The 21,937-nt window shown below is 32.8% G+C and carries 16 protein-coding genes and 1 tRNA gene; 12 read left to right on the top strand and 5 right to left on the bottom strand.

Annotated elements, in window-relative coordinates:
• Positions 1–8 precede the first annotated feature (8 nt).
• The 6 genes from sov to EOJ36_RS02110 all read left to right on the top strand — a co-directional run bounded on the left by sov (position 9) and on the right by EOJ36_RS02110 (position 10,716).
• Positions 9–7,112 (top strand): T9SS outer membrane translocon Sov/SprA, encoded by a 7,104-nt coding sequence (gene sov / locus EOJ36_RS02135; protein ID WP_164847811.1) that lies wholly within the window; start codon positions 9–11, stop codon positions 7,110–7,112.
• Positions 7,113–7,250: 138 nt separating this feature from the next.
• The gene (gcvH, locus tag EOJ36_RS02130) at positions 7,251–7,631 is read left to right on the top strand and encodes a glycine cleavage system protein GcvH (RefSeq protein ID WP_127802368.1); all 381 of its coding nucleotides are present in this window, start codon (positions 7,251–7,253) and stop codon (positions 7,629–7,631) included.
• Between the two features lie 37 nt (positions 7,632–7,668).
• Positions 7,669–8,943 carry a dihydroorotase gene (locus EOJ36_RS02125; RefSeq protein WP_127802367.1) on the top strand — a complete coding sequence of 425 codons (1,275 nt, stop codon included), beginning with the start codon at positions 7,669–7,671 and terminating at the stop codon, positions 8,941–8,943.
• Between the two features lie 3 nt (positions 8,944–8,946).
• On the top strand, positions 8,947–9,462 hold the full coding sequence (locus EOJ36_RS02120) for a DUF4199 family protein (protein WP_127802366.1): 516 nt from the start codon (positions 8,947–8,949) through the stop codon (positions 9,460–9,462).
• Between the two features lies 1 nt (position 9,463).
• Positions 9,464–10,009, top strand: a complete 546-nt coding sequence (locus EOJ36_RS02115) for a DUF4199 domain-containing protein (protein WP_127802365.1) — start codon at positions 9,464–9,466, stop codon at positions 10,007–10,009.
• The gene (locus tag EOJ36_RS02110; RefSeq protein ID WP_127802364.1) at positions 10,009–10,716 is read left to right on the top strand and encodes an ABC transporter permease; all 708 of its coding nucleotides are present in this window, start codon (positions 10,009–10,011) and stop codon (positions 10,714–10,716) included. The genes EOJ36_RS02115 and EOJ36_RS02110 overlap by 1 nt, the downstream gene beginning before the upstream one ends.
• Here the strand turns inward: EOJ36_RS02110 and EOJ36_RS02105 are convergent.
• From EOJ36_RS02105 to EOJ36_RS02085, 5 genes are read right to left on the bottom strand one after another with little or no spacing between them, the layout of a single operon-like run.
• Positions 10,709–11,305: an ABC transporter ATP-binding protein gene (locus tag EOJ36_RS02105; protein ID WP_164847810.1), complete on the bottom strand. Its 597-nt coding sequence runs from the start codon at positions 11,303–11,305 to the stop codon at positions 10,709–10,711. The genes EOJ36_RS02110 and EOJ36_RS02105 overlap by 8 nt on opposite strands.
• Before the next feature lie 20 nt (positions 11,306–11,325).
• A complete protein-coding gene (gene lpxA / locus EOJ36_RS02100; protein ID WP_127802362.1) occupies positions 11,326–12,096 on the bottom strand; it encodes an acyl-ACP--UDP-N-acetylglucosamine O-acyltransferase in 771 nt (256 codons plus the stop codon).
• Positions 12,097–12,100: 4 nt separating this feature from the next.
• Positions 12,101–13,495 (bottom strand): bifunctional UDP-3-O-[3-hydroxymyristoyl] N-acetylglucosamine deacetylase/3-hydroxyacyl-ACP dehydratase, encoded by a 1,395-nt coding sequence (locus EOJ36_RS02095; protein WP_127802361.1) that lies wholly within the window; start codon positions 13,493–13,495, stop codon positions 12,101–12,103.
• Positions 13,496–13,500: 5 nt separating this feature from the next.
• The gene (lpxD, locus tag EOJ36_RS02090; protein WP_127802360.1) at positions 13,501–14,526 is read right to left on the bottom strand and encodes a UDP-3-O-(3-hydroxymyristoyl)glucosamine N-acyltransferase; all 1,026 of its coding nucleotides are present in this window, start codon (positions 14,524–14,526) and stop codon (positions 13,501–13,503) included.
• 23 nt (positions 14,527–14,549) lie between these two features.
• The gene (locus tag EOJ36_RS02085) at positions 14,550–15,794 is read right to left on the bottom strand and encodes an HD domain-containing protein (protein WP_127802359.1); all 1,245 of its coding nucleotides are present in this window, start codon (positions 15,792–15,794) and stop codon (positions 14,550–14,552) included.
• A 104-nt stretch (positions 15,795–15,898) separates the two neighbouring features.
• Between EOJ36_RS02085 and EOJ36_RS02080 the strand changes: the two genes are divergently transcribed.
• The 6 genes from EOJ36_RS02080 (at position 15,899) to EOJ36_RS02055 (ending at position 21,936) form a co-directional block, all read left to right on the top strand.
• Positions 15,899–15,972 (top strand) — tRNA-Ile (locus EOJ36_RS02080).
• A gap of 71 nt (positions 15,973–16,043) precedes the next feature.
• Complete coding sequence (locus EOJ36_RS02075) at positions 16,044–17,072, top strand: GntR family transcriptional regulator (protein ID WP_127802358.1); 1,029 nt, start codon at positions 16,044–16,046, stop codon at positions 17,070–17,072.
• Positions 17,073–17,230: 158 nt separating this feature from the next.
• The gene (gene rhaT, locus EOJ36_RS02070) at positions 17,231–18,286 is read left to right on the top strand and encodes an L-rhamnose/proton symporter RhaT (RefSeq protein ID WP_127802357.1); all 1,056 of its coding nucleotides are present in this window, start codon (positions 17,231–17,233) and stop codon (positions 18,284–18,286) included.
• 117 nt (positions 18,287–18,403) lie between these two features.
• A complete protein-coding gene (gene leuC, locus EOJ36_RS02065) occupies positions 18,404–19,807 on the top strand; it encodes a 3-isopropylmalate dehydratase large subunit (protein WP_127802356.1) in 1,404 nt (467 codons plus the stop codon).
• Positions 19,808–19,825: 18 nt separating this feature from the next.
• Positions 19,826–20,416, top strand: coding sequence for a 3-isopropylmalate dehydratase small subunit (gene leuD, locus EOJ36_RS02060; RefSeq protein ID WP_127802355.1), 591 nt, complete (start codon positions 19,826–19,828; stop codon positions 20,414–20,416).
• A gap of 26 nt (positions 20,417–20,442) precedes the next feature.
• Positions 20,443–21,936, top strand: coding sequence for an alpha-isopropylmalate synthase regulatory domain-containing protein (locus tag EOJ36_RS02055; RefSeq protein ID WP_127802641.1), 1,494 nt, complete (start codon positions 20,443–20,445; stop codon positions 21,934–21,936).
• Position 21,937 lies beyond the last annotated feature (1 nt).

The following is a 21,937-nucleotide window of genomic DNA, read 5'->3' as shown; positions in this document are numbered from 1 at the left end:
GTTTATCTGTGAACCACTTGATTAAATTTTTAAGTAAAAATGTTTTCTTTTTAAATCTAGTACCAATATTACTTTGGGGACAATCTACAAGTATTGATACAACTGTTATTAAAAGTGGGAGGAGACCTAACTATCAATTTAAAAGCAAAAATTCTACATTTAGTAATCAAATTAAAGGTAAATCTCCTTTTAATTATTATTCTAATGAGTCACTTAAAAAGTCTATTCAGGTAAATAAGGGGAAGGTTGTGTCCCAAGAAAAAATAGGGAAATCAAGTTTATCTAATCAAAGTTTTACACAGTTTTCGGATTTTAATCAACAACAAAATAGAGAGGTAAATCGGAGTTTTTGGTCTGCATATTCAAAATCATTGGATGGCGATAATTCTATGAAATCTAGGGGCTTGTTTCCAAAAATTGAATTGCCACCTTCAATAGATCGTATTTTTGGAGGAAGTGAAATTTCTATCAAGCCCAATGGAAGTTTATTATTGGATGTAGGATACATGAGTCAATTTGTTGATAATCCTGCAGTTCCAATTCAATTACGAAGAATTAGTAATTTATATTTTAATGAACAAGCTCAATTTAATTTCCAAGGTAAAATTGGCGATAAATTAAATTTGAATACCAATTTTGATACCAAGGCTAGTTTTAATTTTCAAAACCAATTAAAATTAAATTGGAAAACCCAAGAGGAAGATATTTTACAAAATATAGAGGTTGGTAATACCTCATGGACGCTAAATTCTCAATTGATTCCTGGAGTACAAAATTTATTTGGAATTAAAACATTAATGCGTTTTGGTAACCTAGATGTAACATTAGTTGCTGCCCAACAGCGCTCAAAGCAAGATTGTATTAATTTAAAAGGAGGTACCCAAGGAAGAGGATATGAGATTCGTGCAGAGCAATATGATGAAAATCGAAATTTCTTTTTGTCTAAATATTTTAGAGATAATTATGAAAAAAATCTTAGAAAGCTTCCTGTTATATTGAGTGGAGTTCAAATTACCCGAGTTGAAGTATATGTAACAAATCGTACACAGAATACTGAAACACTGAGGAACTTGGCGGCATTGTATGATATTGACAAACAAAGTAATAATGCTCCTGCGGCTAATAATGAGAGCTTTACGAAAATAGTTCAAAATTCTGAAAGAAAGGCCAATGAAATAGCAGAGGATATTCAGAAGAATTTTCCATCGTATCAGCGTGGGTTGGATTTTGATATTATTCGTGGGGCAAAAAGATTGTCTGAAAGAGAATTTAAATTTCATCCCCAACTAGGTTATATTTCCTTAATTGCACCCCTTAGAAATGATGAGGTTTTGGCTGTTGCTTATGAATATACGGTTAATGGTCGTAAATATAAAGTTGGAGAGTTAACAGAAGATTACCAAGCCAGTAAAGATGATCAAGTGATCTTTTTGAAATTATTGAAATCATCAACCTTGAGGAATCAGTTAAAAGAGTCGAAGGGTAAGGAAATGTGGGATTTAATGATGAAAAATATTTATTCATTAAATACAAATGCTATTAATAAGCAGGGTTTTCAATTAAAAATAGTTTATAAAGATGATAAAACAGGTATTGATAATACCAATATGATTGAAGGTATTGGTATTTATAAGGATGTACCGTGGGTAGAGGGATTAGGATTTGATAAATTGAATTTTGCAGGTGATTCTCAAAAAGATGGTAATTACGATTTCGTTGATGAAATTACTATTGATTCTAAAAATGGTAAAATTATTTTCCCTGTTTTAGAACCATTTTCATCCAATTTTCTAAAATCGAAAGTAGATGTAAATAAATACGGATTCGATGAATTGTATACCAATACAATGACCGATGCAGCACAAGTTACGACCAAGAATAAATTTTTTATAAAAGGTTCTTATCAATCGGGTATAGGTGGAGATATTAGTTTACCCTTTGGTGTAGATCCAAAATCAGTTACTGTTACAGCAGGGGGGCAATCCTTAAGTCAAGGCTCTGATTTTATGGTAGACCCAACAGGTAAGGTAAAAATAATTAATGAAAGTGTATTTAATTCTGGAAGGGAAATAAGGGTTTGTTACGAAAAGCCTGATTTATTTTCTAACCAAGTTAGGACACTCCTAGGTACAAGATTGGATTATTTTGTAAGTAAGGATATGCGTTTGGGAGCTACTGTACAAAACATGAGTGAAACGCCTCCGGCATTTTTTAGACGAGTTGCCATCGGAAATGAACCTGTAAATAACACTCTTTTAGGGGTAGATGCATCATTTGTGAAAAAATCAAATTTCATCACTAATCTATTTGATAAATTACCTTTTGTTTCCACAAAAGAAGCATCAATTATTGATTTTCAAGGGGAATATGCAAAATTAATTCCTAATGTAAATGATCGAGTGCAGGGAAATGCATTTATTGATGACTTTGAAGCAACTCGCGTTATTTATAATTTTAATTCCAATCCAACGGCTTGGAAGCCAGGTTCTGTACCTGAAGATTACTTAAGAAGTAATTCTTTGACTAGGGGTAATTTGGAATCAAATTTTAATCGCGCAAAAATTTCTGCATATACCGTTGATGCGTCCATTTATGGGCAGGGAAGTTTTGGTATTTCTGTACCTGGGGTTGAGGATGTTTCTTCTTTTGCCTATGAACGAAGTGTATCACCTAAGGGATTATTTCCTGGAAAAGATTTTGCAAATAATATAACTGGTTTACCATTAGGAGTTTTAGATGTATCCTATTTTCCTTCTGAAAGAGGTATTTATAATTTTAATCCAAACCTAAAGGCTCAAAATGGTTTAGTCGTATTAAATCAAAATCCAAAGAAAAATTTTGGTGTAATAACTAGGGCCATAACTTCAGATACTGATTTTGAAAATGCAAATGTAGAAACATTAGAATTTTGGTTGATGGATCCATTTATTTCTGGAGAGGCAGGTCGAATTCGAGATGGAAATACAAATCCATTGGCTGGAGGGTCTTTAGGAGGAAAGTTAACATTCCATTTGGGTGACGTTTCTGAAGATTTCATTCCTGATTCCTATTCCAATTTTGAAAATGGTATTCCATCGAATGAAATTTTACAAAAAGATGTAAATTATTATGATACTAAATTTGGTATTGCACCTAAACGACAATTTGTAATTAATGCGTTTGATAATTCAGGGAGAGATAAACAAGATGTTGGACTAGATGGATTGCCTAATAATTCTTCAGATAATTCGATACCTTCTGAACTAACTAAATTTTCAGATTATTTAAATAAAATTACGGATGGTACAGCTAAGTCAATATCTACCTTAGACCCAGCCAACGATGATTACCAATTTTATTTAGATGAAAAGTTAAATACAAAAAAAGCAAGTATTATTGAGCGTTATAAAAATTATATGGGGCTTGAGAAAAATTCCCCCAACACGGATAATCCAAATTCAAATAATGTTTCTCAAGCCAACACAGTTCAACCCGATAGAGAAGATTTAAATAACGACAACACAGTAAATGAAGTTGAGAATTATTATTCTTATGAAATAGATTTACAAAAAAATACATTAGATAATAACAAATATGTAGTTGATAAGGTAAATGATGGTAATGCTACTTGGTATTTATTTAGAATCCCATTAAAAGAAAACTATCCAGGAAAATCTTTTAAATCCATTCGTTTCATGCGAATGATGTTAAGTGAATTTTCAGATCCTGTTATTTTACGATTTGCACAACTACAACTTTCAGGATATTCTTATCGAAAATTTGTCGGAAATTTAGATAAAACAGGTGGTATTAATAATGAAGCAGAAACTGATCCTGAGACTAAATTTATTGTAGGAACTGCTAATATTGAAGAAAATAGCGTTTCTGCTGGTAATGCCATTCCTTATATTGTTCCACCAGGTTTTGTTCGTGATCAGGATATTACAACTATTAATAACGCAAGATTAAATGAGCAATCGCTAAGTTTAAAAGTTGAAAATCTTAAAAATGGTAAATCACGTGCTGTATTTAAAAATACAATCGTTGATATGTTAAATTACAAACGCTTGAAAATGTTTGTATCCATGCAAGAGCATCCAATTACTAAGCAAGGTGATTTATCAAAAGCAGCAGTTTTTATGCGTTTAGGAACTGATGTGACAGATAATTATTATGAAATTGTACAAACGAATTTGACCTTGGCGAAAAAATCTGCTGTCGATGTAGATGTTTGGCCTTTGGAGAATGAGTTTGATATTGATTTAGATTTATTGAAAAAAGCCAAAACAGCTAGAAATAGTCAACAAGGTAGGGGATATCAAGAAAAGTATAGATATGAAATTCCAAATTCCAATTATGTTATTTATGTACGTGGTAATCCAGACCTTAGCGCTGTAATGAATGTTGTAATTGGAGTAAAAAACCAAGGTTCAGAAGTTCCATTAAATTTCAATGTTTGGTTTGATGAATTAAGAACTAATGGATTTGACCAAACATCTGGTGATGCAGCTATTGGAAAAATGGCAATTAAGTTAGCAGATCTGGGTACTGTTAATTTGAATGGGGCCTTTAAAAATTATGGATTTGGTGGAGTTCAAACAAAGATATCCGAACGATCTAGAGATAATAATATTGAATATGGAATTTCAGCTTCTTTGAGTCTAGAAAGATTTTTACCAAAGAGTTGGAACTTAAAAATTCCATTTTATATAACCTACGACAGAAAAAATATCAGTCCAAAATTTGATCCCTTTGATCCGGATATTTTTCTTGAAAATTCAATCGCTTCTTTGCAGAATTTTAAAGGGGGCTTAGATGCAAATAATTTACGATTAACAGCTGAAGATAATACTGTTAGAAGTGGTTATAATTTTTCTAATGTTAGAAAAATTCGATCAAATACGGCAAAGCATAATTTTATTTGGGATTTGTCAAATTTTACCTTCAATTATGCTTTTTCTGAAATGATTCGCACGAGTCCTTTAATGGCTGATTTTCGTCAAAGTTCATACAAGGGAGGTTTCATATATTCTTATTCTGCACAAACAGGTTATGTCGAACCCTTTAAAAAACTAAAAGGTACTTCAAATTTTGCACCACTCATTAGGGATATTAACTTTAATTTAGTTCCCTCTTCTATTTCTGTTCGAATGGATATGGATAGGAGTTTCTTAAAAACACAAATGCGCGATGAAACCTTTGCAGCGGCTACTCCTCAGTTTGAAAAGTATTGGTATTTTAATCGACAATATGCTTTAAATTGGAACTTAACTAAAAGTATTGTTGCTAATTATTCCGCAATGGCTAATTCAATTATCGATGAACCTTTTGGCGAGGCGGGTTCAGAGAAATGGAAAGATTCGGTTATGATAAATATTCGAAATCTTGGACGTACCAAAAGTTTCGATCAGCAAGCAGGATTTGTGTATCGTTTGCCTCTTCAAAAAACACCATTGACCGATTGGATGAATTTAGATTATTCACATAAAATCAATTTTAACTATATGGCAAATAGTTTTGATTTACGTGATGATGCGGGTAATTTATTTGGAAATATTATTAAGAATGGTCGCGACAGAACTGTAACTGGTAAAGTCGATTTTGTATCACTTTATAATAGAATCCGTGCATTACGGTGGGCAAGTTCTCCTAAATATTATAGCAAAGATGTGGCCCGAAGTCCTGGAGATGATGAAGAACTTGAAATTCCTCAAAAAAATGTAGCTAAATCTTTGACTCGTTTATTATTAACCCTTCGAGGAATTCAAGTGAATTATTCAATCAATGAATCAACTACCTTACCAGGTTTTTTACCAAATTCAGGTGTTTTGGGAATGAATGGTAATTGGGGGGCACCTGGCTTTGATTTTGTAAGTGGTAGTCAGGATTTTGGAATATTAGATAAGGCAAAAGCCGGCGGTTGGTTGACAAAGAGTAAAGAGCAAAATATACCATTTACTCAAATATCCAATCAACGATTTACTTATGTGACTCAATTAGAACCTAATAAAGATTTAAAAATTCAGGTAGAAGGAAATTATACAAGAGGGGATAATTACCAAGAGTTTTTCCGACCAGATAGTACGGGTGTTTTTCAGCATCAATCTCCTATTCGTTCGGGTAATTATTCAATGTCTTTTTTATCCTTTATGACAGCCTTTAAAGATCCGAATGTAGTATTTGAAAACTTTAGACAAAATCGATCTATTTTACTTGAAAGATTACAAGCTGCCTATAAAAATACTATGGGAAATGAAGGAGGAATTGGAGAATACAATATTAATTCGCAAGATGTATTAGTACCAGCATTTTTTGCAAGTTATTCCGGTTTAGATCCTCGTAATGTTAAATTTAGTCCGTTCTATGATTTACCACTTCCTAATTGGAGAGTTGATTATAATGGATTAAATATTTTTCCTTTTATTTCTAAAAAGTTTAGTTCATTTAGTTTAAATCATTCCTATACCTCTACTTATTCTGTTGGTAATTTTGTTTCCTCTTTGGATTATGGAAGTTTTTATAATGATTATTTAAATTTGACTTTAAAATCTTTATTATATCCATTATCCACTCGTTTTGAACAAAAACAAGTAATGGTAGAGGGTACTAAGGTTACAGTTAATACCTTAATTCCAGTGTATGTAATGAGTACCCTAACATTTACAGAAAGGTTTGCTCCACTGATAGGATTTAATGCTGTTACAAAATCAAAAGTAAGTTTACGTTTTGAATATGCTCAGGATAGAAGTGTAGGATTGAATTTATCGAATTCACAGGTAGCAGAATTGTCGAATAAAGATTTAACTGTTTCAATTGGCTTTACCAAGGCTAATTTAACTTTACCTATTACGGTAAATGGCAAGAAGGTGAAATTACCGAATGATCTTCGTTTCAATTGTAATTTAACAATACGCGATACAAGAACACTTCAACGAAAATTAGATGCTGAAACAATTGTTACCCAAGGATTTATTAATTTTCAATTTAGACCGCAGATATCTTATAATGTGAATAATAAATTGTCGGTAACAGCCTATTTTGATAAGATGTTTAACAATCCATTGGTTTCTAATTCATTTTATCGTTCTACTGTAGCAGGTGGATTTCAGATTAGGTACAGTTTAAGTGAATAGATTAAATTGAAAGTGAAAAATGCAACGAACCCCGCAGGGGTTCACTTATTATAACCTGGAGTGAAACTCCGGGTTATATATGAAATTTGATTTGCAAAAAATAGAAGAAATATCGACCTTTGTATCAAACTAAAAATTATGGATTTTAAATCAGACGTAAAGTATTCCCAGGAGCATGAGTGGGTTAAAATGGATGGGGGGGTAGCAATTGTTGGTGTAAGTGATTTTGCTCAAGGAGAGTTAAGTGATATTATCTATGTAGATGTCAATTCAGCTGGCAAAACATTAAATAAGGATGCAGTATTTGGTTCCTTAGAAGCTGTTAAAACTGTTTCAGATTTGTTTATGCCAATTTCGGGAGAAGTTGTTGAATTTAATTCTGAATTGGAAAATTCACCGGAATTAATCAATTCAGATCCCTTTGGAAAAGGATGGATTGTGAAAATAAAACCATCTGATGTATCTGAACTAGATACTTTAATGGATGTAGCGACCTATAAAGGTTTTGTAGGACATTGATTTGAAGCCCTGTTTATCAGGGCTTTTTTTTGAATATATGGCAACAATATATAAAGCAATTACGGTATTATTTAATCAATCCAAATCATTTGGAAAGAAGGTTGACCTGAGAATTGAAAAAGGTAAACTTTTGGAAATGGGTGATAACCTTCCCATTCAAAAATCTGACACATTAGTGGAAGGTAAGGATTTGGCCATTTTACCTGCTTTGGTTGATTTACGTGTGCATAATACCCTTCCAGGAAATGAACATCGAGAAACTTGGACTAGCCTTCAAAATGCATCAATAGCCGGAGGAATTCATTATGTTCAATTATTACCAACAGGGCAATTTCCAACCCAGACTGTAGAAAGTGTTGAATATATTAAAGGTATAAATAAGGATTCCTTTCCAAGGTTTATACCAATGGCTCCATTGACGGTTGACAACAAGGGTGAAAATTTTGCCGATTTAATGGATTTGGCAAGTGCTGGGGTGAAAGGTTTTTCACATAAAGATTCAACCCTTCAAAATGCAGACCTGTTTTTAAAATGTTTGCAATATTTGATGACAAAGGATGTTGTTATTTATTCACAGCCAAACAATGATAATTTATCAATGTTTGGACAAATAAATGAAGGTTTACAAAGTACATTAACTGGATTGAAAGGTATTCCAACAATAAGTGAAGTATTATCCATCAAACGCGATTTGGATTTGTTGGAATATGTGATTAAACATTCTTTTGGAAATTTAAATCCAAATTTTGGTTTACATTTTTACTGTATTTCCTCAAAAGAATCTGTGGAATTGATCAAAGAAGCGAAATTTAAGGGTTTGCCTGTAACATGTTCAGTAAGTAGTCAACATTTGTTATTTGATGAAAATGCTGTTTCAGATTTTGATTCTAATTTTAAAATAAAACCTCCATTACGCACGATAGAGGATAAAATGGCTCTGAAGGCCGGAGTTTTAGACGGTACAATTGATGCAATCGTCTCTGACCATCATCCGATAGAAGTAGAGTTAAAAGAAATCGAATTTGATTTGGCATCCTTTGGTGTGATTGGTATTCAAACCTTGATGCAAAGTGCTTTTGAAGGATTTAATTCAAAAGATATTAAAACAGTAAGTTTAGCATTAAGTTCTAATCCTAAAAAATTGTTAGGAATTAAGGATGATGATTTAGAAATTGGTAAATCAATTGTTGGTTCAATTGTTGACTTAAAATCTTCTGTCGAATTCAAAGAAAGTACTAATTTAAGTTTATCTAAAAATTCGCCCTACTTTGGCTTTAATTTTAAAACCCAAATTATTCAAGTATTTAAATAGTTTATGAAGGATTGGAATTGGAAAAATTTGGGCTTATTAACGTTTGCAGTTTTGTTACTAAGTGCGATTTATTGTTATGTTTTGTATCAATTAAATGTAATTCCTCTTGGTGGTAAAAAAGCACCCACTTTTGTATTTTTATTAGTCGCACAATGGTTTTTAGTATATAGATATTCAAAGGATCATTCTCAAGAAAAATACCATTTTTTAAAATTATTTGCCTATCAATATGCCTTAATTGTTTTAGTTGGTGGATTTGGAGCCTATGGTTGGCATTTATTTTATGAATCATTTACAGGAAAGGAAGTTTTACAGCAGTTTGTAATACAAAGTATTGCTGAAATTCAGAAATATTCTCCTCAAATTGAATCTCGAGAGGGGAAGGAGTACTTAATTCAATTGGTACAAGGAGTGCAAGGTATCACGGCAGGAAGTATTGCAAAAGATGAATTTGTACAAAAAATTGCTTTAGGATTTTTACCTAACTTATTAATCTCACTTTACTACAAACGTTTGTAATATGGAATCCGAAATTCAACAGACACCTTCTTATACTTTTATAGCCTTAAAATGGGGTTTAATTAATGCTCTTGTTAGCTTTTTATTTACAGTTGTTTATAAATATTCAGGTTCTTTAGATCAATTTCAAGAATCATATGCTTGGGTTAGTTCGATTTTGAGTTTAGTAATTTCCGTAACATTTCTTGTTTTGGCAATTCGTGAATTTCGTGAAGCTAATAAGGATGAATTGAAATATAGTACTGGATTAGGTTTATCTACACTTTTAGGGGCAATTTCTGGATTAGTTTCTGGTGGATTTAATTACATTTATTTAAGCTTCATAGACGATAGTTCCACAACCAAACAATTGAATATGATGATCGAAAAGTATGAGGAACAAGGAATGTCTCAAAGTCAAATAGATCAAGCTGTTAAGATGACCAAACTATTTATAGGTCCGGGTGTTCAATTTGTCGCAATTGTATTTATGTCGGTAGTCCTGTATTTTATTTATGGATTAATTGTTTCAGGTATAATGAAAAAGGAAAAATCTATTTTTGAATAATGTACAGTATCATCAAAAAAGAATTTGTTCAATTCTTTTCTTCCTTTTTAGGTGTTGGAATTTTGTTAAGTTTATTTATCCTTTTGGGATTATACACTTGGGTTTTGGAAGGTAATTTACTGGAATTCGGTTTTGCTGAAATGACAATTTTTTTCAACTTTTTACCTTGGTTTTTATTGGTTTTTATACCCGTTTTGGTGATTCGCTTGTTTGCTGAAGAGGAAGAAAATAAATCAATGGATTTAATAAGGATTTTACCTATTTCTTATTTAAAAATATATTTAGGTAAGATTTTAGGAGCATTTGCTGTTTCGATAATTATTTTGTTTCCTACCTTATTATATGTTTATTCTATTAAAAAATTATCAATTAATGGTGAACTAGATTATTATATAGTATTTGGACAATACATTGCCATTATGTTACTCAGTTTAACCTTTATTCAAATTGCTTCTGTTGCTTCATTATTTACGAAAAAACAATCTGTAGCATTTGTTTTAGGCTTAGCAAGTATTTATATTTTTTGGCAATTGCCCTCAGAAATTAAATCCTTAGTTTCGGTGGATATGGAGCAATTTGGACTTAAAACACATTTTGATGGTATTGGCAAAGGAGTATTAACTCTTTCAGATTTACTATATTTTATTGGAATTAATTTGATATTTTTAACATTAGGGACAAAAAAAATATCAAAATTTTTTATTTAAAATCCAATATTGATAATTGATTTTTACAGAAATTAATTTCCTCCTCCTCATTTGAAGCTATAATTATTAGCTTATTTTCATTTTCTGATAATTTCTTGAAAAACCAATTTTTTGCATGCCTGTCAAGATTTGTACAGGGTTCATCTAAAAGGAGGATTGGTCGATTTGATATTAAAGCCAAACCTAATTTTATTTTCTGACGCATCCCAGAAGAGTAATTTTGAATGTATTTATTTCTATCGGGTTTTAGTTCAATAAATTCTTCAAATTTCTGGATAGAATAAGTATTTGGGATGTAATTTAAGGGAAGAATAAAATCAATTAGTTCTTCTAGGGTAAATTCTTCAATTAGTTGGGTATACGGTGCCGCAAACGAAATGTATTGATGCTGATGATCTGGATTTATTAGTTCTTTAGTTTCATTAAAAACCTTTAGGGAACCTTTTGTGGGAAGGGAATATGTTGATAAAATCTTCATTAAAGTAGATTTACCAGATCCATTGGGTCCTGTTATTGCATAAGAATTTTCTGAGTGAAAAGTGTACGAAAAATTTTGAAAGATATATTCCTTTCTAAATTTTCGTTCCAAATTTTCTGCAACAATATGCATTATCCCTTCATGATTCCTCTTTCTGAGGAACGAATAAATTCCAAAATTTCGTCTCTTTCAGGTGATGCCGGAAGATTTTCTTCAATTTTACCCAATGCATCGTTGATATTTAAACCCTTTAGATAGACATAACGATATATTTCTTGTATCTCAGCAATTCTCTCATCAGTAAAATTTCTTCTACGTAAGCCAATTGAATTAATTCCAGCATAGGTTAGAGGTTCTCTACCTGATTTCGTATAAGGAGGCACATCTTTTCTAACTAAACTACCTCCTGAAAGCATACAATGTGCTCCAATTTTACAGAATTGGTGAATTGCGGATGAACCACCAATAATGGCATAACTACCCACAGTAACATGTCCGGCCATTTGTACAGAATTAGCAATAATTACATTGTCGCCTACTATACAATCATGAGCAATATGAACATATGCCATGATTAGACAATTTTTCCCAATTACAGTTTTATTTCTATCAGAAGTACCTCTGTTTAAGGTGGCACATTCTCTTACAGTTGTATTGTCACCAATTTCTAAAGTAGTTTTTTCTCCTCCAAACTTTAAATCTTGAGGAACAGCTGATATTACAGCCCCTGGGAATATTTTTACATTTTTGCCAATTCTAGCTCCAGGGAAAATAGTGACATTTGAGCCTATCCACGAACCTTCCCCAATTTCTACATCCTCGTGTACAACGGTGAAAGGATCAATTTTAACATTATCAGCAATTTTTGCTAAAGGAGATATAAAAGTTAAGGGATGTGTCATGTTTTTAAGATTTTCTTACCAAACTTGCTGTCATTTCTGCTTCACACACTACATTCCCTGCAACGTATGCCTTACCAATCATTTTTGCAATTCCTCTTCGAATAGGTGCTGTTAGTTCACATCTGAAAATAACAGTATCACCAGGAATTACACTTTTTCTGAATCTGCAATTTTCAATACCTACCAAATAGGGCCAATAATTTTCAGGGTCTGGTACTGAGCTTAAAACTAAGATTCCACCTGTTTGAGCCATCGCTTCAACTTGCATTACCCCTGGCATAACAGGATTGTTCGGAAAATGTCCCATGAAATAATTCTCATTCATTGTAACATTTTTAACTCCAACTACCGAGCTATCATCTAAATAAATGATTTTGTCAATCATTTGGAAAGGATATCTATGGGGTAATAATTCATAGATTCTTTCATGAGAGCAAATAGGAGGTAACTTAGGATCATATACTGGAACTGCGTTTTTCTCAGTTTCCAACATTAATTTTTTGATTTTTCTAGCTAATTCTACATTGGAAGCATGTCCAGGACGCGAAGCTAAAATTTGTGCCTTAATTGGTCGGCCCACTAAAGCTAAGTCTCCCATCACATCTAACAATTTATGGCGTGCCATTTCATTGGTAAAATGTAGGTTTGTATTATTTAAAATTCCGGCTTCTTTAGAAACCGAAACTTTTGGTTTACCAATTACTTCCGACAAATGAGCTAATTCAGTTTCCGAATAATCTTTGTCTGCTATAACAATCGCATTATTTAAATCCCCACCTTTAATCAAACCTGCCTTGTATAAGGCCTCCAATTCATGCACGAAACAAAAAGTTCGGCACATTGAAAAATTCTTTTCAAATTGGCTAACGTGTGAAAGATTAGCGTGTTGGCTCGATAAAAATTTACTGTTATAATCTACCATTACAGCAATTCTGTAATCATTTAACGGTAGAGCAGCTAATTCAATATCTTTGGAAGGGTCTTTGTATCTTACCTCTTGTGTTAATTCAAAAAACTTTCTGGCAGCTTCTTGCTCCTCTAATCCAGCTTCATGCAAGGCTTCTACAAATTTGATTGAACTGCCATCCATAATTGGAGGTTCTGGTCCATCTAATTGAATTAAAATATTATCAATTTCTAAACCAACCATTGCAGCTAAAACATGCTCTACAGTGTTTATTCTAGCACCATTTTGTTCAATTGTTGTACCTCTTGATGTATCAACAACATTATCTACATCTGCATCAGCGATAGGTTGACCCGGAAGATCTATACGTTGAAATTTAATTCCATAATTAGCAGGAGCAGGAACAAAAGTCATATTTGCTACTACGCCAGTATGTAAGCCGACTCCACTAAGACTTACAGATTTTGAAATGGTATGTTGTTTATTATTCATATTTCTTATTCTTCGGAATGATCCAATTGCTTTAATTTCTCAAATATTTCAGGCAATTGACGAATAAATGCATTAGATTTTAAAAATTCGTGGTTGATAGTTGCAGGATTACCACCTAAAGTTAATCCTGAAGTTTTAAAGGATTTGGTTACTCCGGATTTGGCTGTTACAATAGTTTTATCAGCAATTTGAATATGTCCTGCCATTCCAACTTGTCCGCCTATCATACAATATTTTCCAATTTTGGCAGAACCTGATATTCCAGCTTGTGCTGCAATAACTGTATGATCACCAATTTCTACATTATGTGCTATTTGAACTAAATTGTCAATTTTTACTCCATTACCTATCAGAGTAGAACCCATTGTAGCTCGATCGATACTCGTATTTGCCCCAACACTAACATTATTTCCTAACACCACATTTCCTAATTGAGGAATTGAAGTATAAGATCCATCAGACTGGGGAGCAAATCCAAAGCCGTCAGAACCGATTACTGCATTGGAATGTATAGTACAATTATCTCCAATTTTCGCATCATTGTATATCACTACTCCTGGGAAAATTTTACAATTTTCTCCAATACTAACATTGTTTCCAATGCTTACTCTTTGACCAATTTGTGTATTATTTCCAATCGATGTATTTTTCCCTATTGAAGAAAATGCTTCTACTAATAAATTGGTAGGTAATTGTGCTGTTTCATCAATATCAACCTGTTTATGTATCCCAAATTCCTTTTGAGATGACATTTCTTGGTATTTTTGAAGCAACACGGTAAAGGCTAAATAGGGGTCAGCAACCCTAATTAAAGTTGTATTTACTTGATTTTTTAAGGCTAAGTCAGAGGCAATAATTACCGCTGTTGCCTTGGAGTCATATAAAAATGATTCGTATTTGGGATTTGCTAAAAATGAAATACTGCCTGATTTACCTTCTTCGATTTTATCAAATTGCGAAATGATAGCCGAACCATCACCTTCAACTTTTCCTGAAATTAATTGTGCAATTTGATCTACTGTATATTTCATTAAGAGACGAAATTAATTTTAATTTAGCATAATTCGCCTTGCAAATATACGCTCTTTGGACAACAAAAATAGTATTTTTTTACAATCTTACTCAATGCCTGAATAGTTGGAAGATCGGATGCTTCGGTTAACTCGACAACTTGACCTAGTTTATCGACAATTTTTATTGTATTATCGCCTTGAACATAAGCTGCATTACTTGTGCTACCTTCAATTAAAAAATAAGATAATTCTTCTTCTGATAAGCCCCAGGATTTTTTAATATCATCAAAAATTTCACTTTTCTTAGATTTAGGTATGGGTTGAGTACCTAATTTACAGGTAAATAATTTACGCTCTAAAAATTGTTTACTAAGATTTTTTAAAATTTTGTCTGATGAATGTTTCCAACTTTTTATGGCAGCCCAAATGTCGTGATCATCCAATTCTGCAAAAGTTTCTACATATTTTGGGTCTGAAGAAAATTCTTCCCAGCTCAAATTTTTACTTAAAAAAAGCATTAAGGGTTCTGATCCCCAAAGTTTTTCCCCTTTATCTATTAAATGTTTTGCTCTTTGTAAGATTTGAATGAGCATATTTTCTGCGGCAATGGCTGTTTTATGCAAATAAACTTGCCAATACATTAAGCGTCTTGCCATTAAAAAATTTTCAATAGAATATATTCCTTTTTCTTCTAATACTAATTGCTCTTCATGTAAATCTAGCATAGAAAGTAATCTTTCTGAACCAATGAATCCTTCACGAACTCCTGTGTAAAAAGAATCGCGAGAAAGGTAATCTAAACGGTCAACATCTAATTGACTAGAAATAAGTTGATGAAAGAATTTTCTTGGGTAATTTCCAGTAAACATCGAAATGGCTAAATCTAATCTGCCCTTGAATTCCTTGTTCAATAAATGCATTAGGAGTAGAGAAACCTCCTCATGTTTAACTTTTTGCAATAAGGTATATTCTAAAACATGTGAAAATGGGCCATGACCTATGTCGTGAAGTAAAATAGCAATTTCTGCAGCTTCACGCTCTGCGGCTGAAATGGTGTACCCTTTGGCAATTAAATTATTTAATGCTTGATCCATTAAGTGCATTGCACCTAATGCATGATGAAAACGGGTATGATGAGCACCTGGATAAACGAATTCAGCTAAACCCAATTGTTTAATTCTCTTTAATCGTTGAAAAAATCGATGGTCGATTAATTGTAAGATAAAAGGATTATTGATTTTAATAAACCCATAAATTGGATCATTGATAATCTTAGTAGGGTACATGAAGGGCTTACAAATTTTCCGAAAATTAATAAAATTCTATTCAAATTAGCATATAAATGCTTTTTTATTTAATTTTGCAGCACATTAACGCAATAAGTTGATGAGGACTTGTAGCTCAGCTGGTTAGAGCACCTGACTCATAATCAGGGGGTCCATGGTTCGAGCCCATGCTGGTCCACTTGAAAAAACACCTGAGAAATTGGGTGTTTTTTTGTTTTTACAGTAACTTGTATGGCGACCTATTTATAAATGGATAATCATATAGTTTCAGTAATTTCTTTAGACGAATTTTCGTCAACTCCAAAATATCGACAATTAGCCGATTCTATTATAGATGGAATTAGAAATAAATCTATCAAAAAAGGGGATGTCTTACCCTCAATTAATGAATTAAGTTTTGAATTATTTGTTTCTCGAATAACTATAGAAAAAGGATACAATTATTTGAAATCAAAAGGTATAATTGATTCTGTTCGTGGAAAAGGTTTTTTTATCAAAGTTGATAAAATATCAGACGATTATCGGATATTTTTATTATTTAATAAATTGAGTGGGCACAAAAAAATAATTTATGATTCCTTTGTGCAAGCAATGGGTGAGGGAGCTAGTATAGATTTTTATGTGTATAATAATGATTACAATCTATTTAAACGAATAATTGAATCTCGCGACAGGGATTATTCTCACATTGTAATTATTCCTCATTTTTTGGAAAGTGACGACATTGCTTTTCAATTAATTAATAACCTCCCAAAAGAAAAGTTGATTTTGATGGATAAATTACCTGCAGGAATTGATGGTGATTTTGGTGCTGTGTTTGAAAATTTTGAAAAAGATATTTATAAAGCACTTTTAGAAATAAAGGAATCATTGACCAAATATCAGGTTTTAAAGATGATTTTTCCTAATACAAGTTATTATCCGCATGAAATCGTAGAAGGGTTTACCAATTTTTGTAAAGATTTTGCCTTTGATATGGAAATTTTAAATTCAAGTAAAGATATTAAAATTAGAAAGGGAGATGCTTTTATAACTGTGATGGAAGATGATTTGATTCCAATTTTGGAAAACGTTTTAGAACAAAATTTTCAATTAGGAAAGGATGTTGGATTGATTTCTTACAATGAAACTCCCATTAAACGTTTATTATTTAGTGGAATAAGTACAATTTCTACAGATTTTGAATTGATGGGGCAAACTGCAGCAGATTTAATTAAATCAAATTCCAAACAGCAAATTGAAAATCCATTTAATCTTATAATCCGGTCTTCCATCTAACTGTCCTTGTTATTTATAAGGATAGATTTTATAATTGTTAATTGTAAATTGTTAATTATCAATTATGGAAAGTATCAAACAATTAAACATTAACAATTAACAATTAACAATTAACAATTAACAATTAACAATTAACAATTAACAATTAACAATTAAACATGGGTGCAATTTTAGGATTACTTTTTCATAGTTTAGGTGGCTTCGCCTCTGGAAGTTTTTATATTCCCTATCGCAAAATACAGGTTTGGTCCTGGGAAACTGCATGGATTATTGGAGGTGTTTTTTCATGGATTTTAGTGCCATATATAGCGGCAGCTATTACAGTGCCTGGATTTATGGATATAATTTCTCATGCAGAAGGTACAACTATTTTCTGGACCTATACATTTGGTGTTTTGTGGGGTATTGGTGGTTTAACCTTTGGTTTGGCTATGAGATATCTCGGGATGTCGCTTGGAATGTCAATTGCGCTAAGTTTATGTTCTATTGTAGGTTCTTTATTGCCACCAATATTTAGAGAAATCACTGGAATTGCTGGCGGTGATACAATTTCTCAAATTTTTGCAACAGATGGTGGTAAAATTGTTATACTTGGAATTTTTGTTTGTATCCTGGGTATTATTCTTTGTGGAAGAGCTGGTATGATGAAGGAGAATGAACTTTCTCATGAGCAAAAAGCTGAAAGTATCAAGGAATTTAATATTGGTAAAGGAATAATTGTAGCTGTAATTTCAGGTTTATTATCAGCTTGTTTCAATTTTGGAATTGAGGCAGGAAAAGAAATGGCCCACACGGCAGTTGCTAATGGAGCAGATCCATTGTTTCAAAATAATGTAATATTCGTCGTAATTTTATGGGGAGGATTTACAACCAATTTTATTTGGTGTATGTATTTGAATAATTCGAATAAAACATTTGGTGACTATACAAATTCTGAAAGTCCTTGGAAAAAAAATATCCTTTTTGCAGCAATTGCTGGAACTACCTGGTTTTTGCAATTTTTCTTCTATGGAATGGGTGAAAGTAAACTTGGAAATGGTGCCTCTTCATGGATTTTACACATGGCAACTATTATTTTAACAAGTAACCTGTGGGGTTTATATTTTAAGGAATGGAAAGGTGTATCATCCAAGACTATGCGCACAGTTATAGGTGGTATTTTGGTTATTTTACTTTCTGTATTAATTGTTGGTTATGGAAATTCGTTGAAATAAGAATCTATCTACAAAAAAATTCAAGCCCTGATGTTTACATTAGGGCTTTTTTCTTTGTATTTTAGGGAATTTTATGCATTTTTGTAGATTGATAATTTGAAGTATTAATTAGATATAATGAGCAATTCCCCAAAAACATTATTTGATAAAGTCTGGGATTCACATGTTGTTAGAAACATTGAAGATGGTCCAGATGTTTTTTTTATTGATCGCCATTTTATTCACGAAGTAACATCGCCAGTTGCCTTTTTAGGATTAGAACAAAGAGGTATTGGTGTATTATTTCCTGAAAAAACGTTTGCAACTGCCGATCATAACACTCCTACAATCAACCAACACCTACCTGTTGAAGATCCACTTTCTGCGAATCAATTAGCGCAATTGGAGAAAAATTCAGCAAAATATGGTATTTCTCACTGGGGTTTAGGTAATCCTAAAAACGGTATCGTTCACGTCGTAGGTCCAGAAAATGGAATTACCCTACCAGGTATGACTATTGTTTGTGGCGATTCTCATACTTCTACCCACGGTGCTTTTGGTGCCATTGCATTTGGTATTGGTACTTCAGAGGTTGAAATGGTACTTTCTTCGCAATGTATCATGCAACCTAAGCCTAAGAAAATGCGTATTAACGTTAATGGACAATTAGGCAAAGGTGTTACTCCCAAAGACGTAGCCTTGTATATCATTTCTAAATTGACTACTTCTGGTGCTACAGGTTATTTTGTAGAATATGCTGGTGATGTATTTGAAAACATGACCATGGAAGGTCGTATGACTGTTTGTAACCTTTCGATTGAAATGGGTGCACGCGGTGGTATGATTGCTCCGGATCAAACTACTTTCGATTACATCAATGGTAGAGAATTAGCTCCTAAAGGTGCTGATTGGGATAAGCAATTGGCATACTGGAAAACTTTGAAAACTGATGCAGGTGCTTCTTTTGATAAAGAATTGACCTTTAACGCTGCTGATATTGAGCCAATGATTACATATGGTACCAATCCAGGTATGGGTATAGGTATTTCAAAAAATATTCCTTCTGCAAATGAAGTAGAAGGTGGCGCTACAACCTATGCTAAATCTTTGGATTACATGGGATTCCATGAAAACGATGCAATGATTGGTAAAAAAGTCGATTACGTGTTTATTGGTTCTTGTACGAATGGTAGAATTGAAGACTTTAGAGCATTTGCTTCTATTATCAAGGGACATAAAAAAGCTGATCATGTGACTGCATGGGTAGTTCCAGGTTCGCACATTGTTGAGGCTCAAATTAAAGAAGAAGGTATTTTAGATATTTTAACTGATGCTGGATTTGAATTACGACAACCAGGTTGTTCAGCTTGTTTGGCAATGAATGACGATAAAATTCCTGCAGGTAAATATGCGGTAAGTACTTCAAACAGAAACTTTGAAGGTCGCCAAGGTCCAGGTTCTAGAACTTTATTGGCTTCTCCCTATGTTGCTGCAGCTGCAGCCATTACAGGAGTTGTTACTGACCCTAGACAATTTTTATAATCTTTAATTTGCTAAAAAATGGCTTACGATAAATTTACTATATTAAAAAGTTCGGCAGTTCCAATGCCGATTGAAAACGTTGATACAGATCAAATCATTCCAGCACGTTTCTTGAAGGCAACAGAAAGAAAAGGATTTGGAGATAATTTATTTCGCGACTGGCGTTATGATTCAAATGATCAACCTAAACAAGATTTTGTATTGAATAATCCAATTTATTCAGGTAAAATTTTGGTAGGGGGTAAGAACTTTGGTTCTGGTTCATCAAGGGAGCACGCGGCTTGGGCTATTTACGATTATGGTTTTCGTTGCGTAGTATCATCATTCTTTGCAGATATTTTCAAAGGAAATGCTATCAATGTAGGAATTTTACCTGTTCAGGTAAGTCCCGAATTTTTGAACCAAATTTTTGAAGCAATCGAAAAAGATCCTAAATCTGAATTAGAAGTTAATTTAGAGGATCAAAAAATTACTATTCTTTCTACTGGAGCTTCTGAGTCATTTGCTATAAATGGTTACAAGAAGCATAATTTGTTGAATGGATTTGACGACATCGATTATTTACAATCAATGAAGTCTGAAATTGAATCTTTTGCTGCAAAAAAGTAATTCTTTTGAAAAGATATATTGAAATAATGGATACGACCCTCCGCGATGGTGAACAAACCAGCGGAGTGTCTTTTTCTGCTGCTGAAAAGTTGCACATTGCTCAATTGTTGTTAACTGAATTAAAAGTTGATAGAATTGAGGTCGCTTCTGCGCGGGTTTCTCAAGGGGAATTTGAGGCTGTAAAGAAAATTACAGAATGGGCAGAACAAAATAATGCAATTGATCGAGTAGAGGTTTTGACTTTTGTTGATGGTGGAACTTCGGTCGATTGGATGCAGAAAGCAGGTGCAAAGGTGATGAATTTGTTGACGAAAGGTTCTCTAAACCATTTGCAATTTCAATTAAAAAAGACCCCAGAACAACATTTTTCTGAAATTGCAGCTACTATTTCATTGGCAATTTCTAAAGGAATTAAGGTGAATGTATATTTGGAAGATTGGTCGAATGGAATGCGAAATAGCAAGGAATATGTATATCAATTTCTTGATTTCCTAACGATACAACCTATTCAAAGAATTCTTTTACCAGACACTTTAGGTGTTTTAAATCCTGCAGAAAGCTTTGAATTTATTGCTGATTTAATTCAACGATATCCGAAATCACATTTTGATTTTCACGCCCACAATGACTATGATTTGGGTACAGCTAATGCCTTAGAAGCTGTAGGAGCTGGAGTTCATGGATTACATGTGACAGTCAATGGAATGGGTGAAAGAGCTGGAAATGCACCTCTTGCCTCAGTAATAGCTTGCTTGAAGGACTTTTATAAGGATATTGAAACCTCTGTAGTTGAAGAATCTTTATTTTCTGTAAGTAAATTGGTTGAAACATTTTCTGGATTTAGAATTCCAGTAAATAAACCTGTTGTGGGAGAAAATGTATTTACCCAAACAGCAGGTATCCATGCAGATGGAGACAAAAAGAATAATTTATACTTTAATGATTTAATGCCAGAGCGTTTTGGAAGGATCCGAAAATATGCTTTAGGTAAAATGAGTGGTAAAGCCAATATTGAAAACAATTTGGCTGCTTTAGGTATTCATTTATCAGATGAAGAACTTAAAAAGGTTACTCAACGAATCATTGAATTAGGAGATAAAAAGGAGGTAGTTACCCAAGATGACCTGCCTTATATTATTTCTGATGTTTTGGACTCAAATTCCATCGAGGAAAAAGTTCAAATTATCAATTATGTTTTGACTCATTCGAAAGAATTAAGACCTTCTGTGACTTTGAAAATATCCATAGATGGAAATTTGTTTGAGGAACATGCGCAAGGTGATGGTCAATACGATGCCTTCATGAAGGCGCTTGAAATAATATTTAAAAATAATGGTAAATCTTTACCGCAATTAAAAGATTATGCGGTGCGTATTCCACCTGGTGGTGATACAGATGCATTGTGTGAAACGATTATTACTTGGAACAATGGGGTGAAAGAATTTATCACCCGGGGTTTGGATTCTGACCAAACGGTTTCAGCGATTAAAGCGACTCAAAAAATGTTAAATTTGATATAAA

The organism is Sandaracinomonas limnophila (assembly GCF_004005965.1).
GTDB classification, from domain to species: domain Bacteria; phylum Bacteroidota; class Bacteroidia; order Cytophagales; family Spirosomataceae; genus Sandaracinomonas; species Sandaracinomonas limnophila.
This window is presented reverse-complemented; position numbering and strand designations above follow the sequence as displayed.

Coding starts and splice junctions, on each gene's coding strand:
- rhaT (WP_127802357.1), top strand. CDS start 17,231: ATGGGTGCAATTTTAGGATTACTTTTTCATAGTTTAGGTGGCTTCGCC.
- leuD (WP_127802355.1), top strand. CDS start 19,826: ATGGCTTACGATAAATTTACTATATTAAAAAGTTCGGCAGTTCCAATG.
- leuC (WP_127802356.1), top strand. CDS start 18,404: ATGAGCAATTCCCCAAAAACATTATTTGATAAAGTCTGGGATTCACAT.
- gcvH (WP_127802368.1), top strand. CDS start 7,251: ATGGATTTTAAATCAGACGTAAAGTATTCCCAGGAGCATGAGTGGGTT.
- EOJ36_RS02095 (WP_127802361.1), bottom strand. CDS start 13,495: ATGAATAATAAACAACATACCATTTCAAAATCTGTAAGTCTTAGTGGA.
- EOJ36_RS02110 (WP_127802364.1), top strand. CDS start 10,009: ATGTACAGTATCATCAAAAAAGAATTTGTTCAATTCTTTTCTTCCTTT.
- EOJ36_RS02120 (WP_127802366.1), top strand. CDS start 8,947: ATGAAGGATTGGAATTGGAAAAATTTGGGCTTATTAACGTTTGCAGTT.
- EOJ36_RS02085 (WP_127802359.1), bottom strand. CDS start 15,794: ATGTACCCTACTAAGATTATCAATGATCCAATTTATGGGTTTATTAAA.
- lpxD (WP_127802360.1), bottom strand. CDS start 14,526: ATGAAATATACAGTAGATCAAATTGCACAATTAATTTCAGGAAAAGTT.
- lpxA (WP_127802362.1), bottom strand. CDS start 12,096: ATGACACATCCCTTAACTTTTATATCTCCTTTAGCAAAAATTGCTGAT.
- EOJ36_RS02115 (WP_127802365.1), top strand. CDS start 9,464: ATGGAATCCGAAATTCAACAGACACCTTCTTATACTTTTATAGCCTTA.
- EOJ36_RS02055 (WP_127802641.1), top strand. CDS start 20,443: ATGGATACGACCCTCCGCGATGGTGAACAAACCAGCGGAGTGTCTTTT.
- EOJ36_RS02125 (WP_127802367.1), top strand. CDS start 7,669: ATGGCAACAATATATAAAGCAATTACGGTATTATTTAATCAATCCAAA.
- EOJ36_RS02075 (WP_127802358.1), top strand. CDS start 16,044: ATGGATAATCATATAGTTTCAGTAATTTCTTTAGACGAATTTTCGTCA.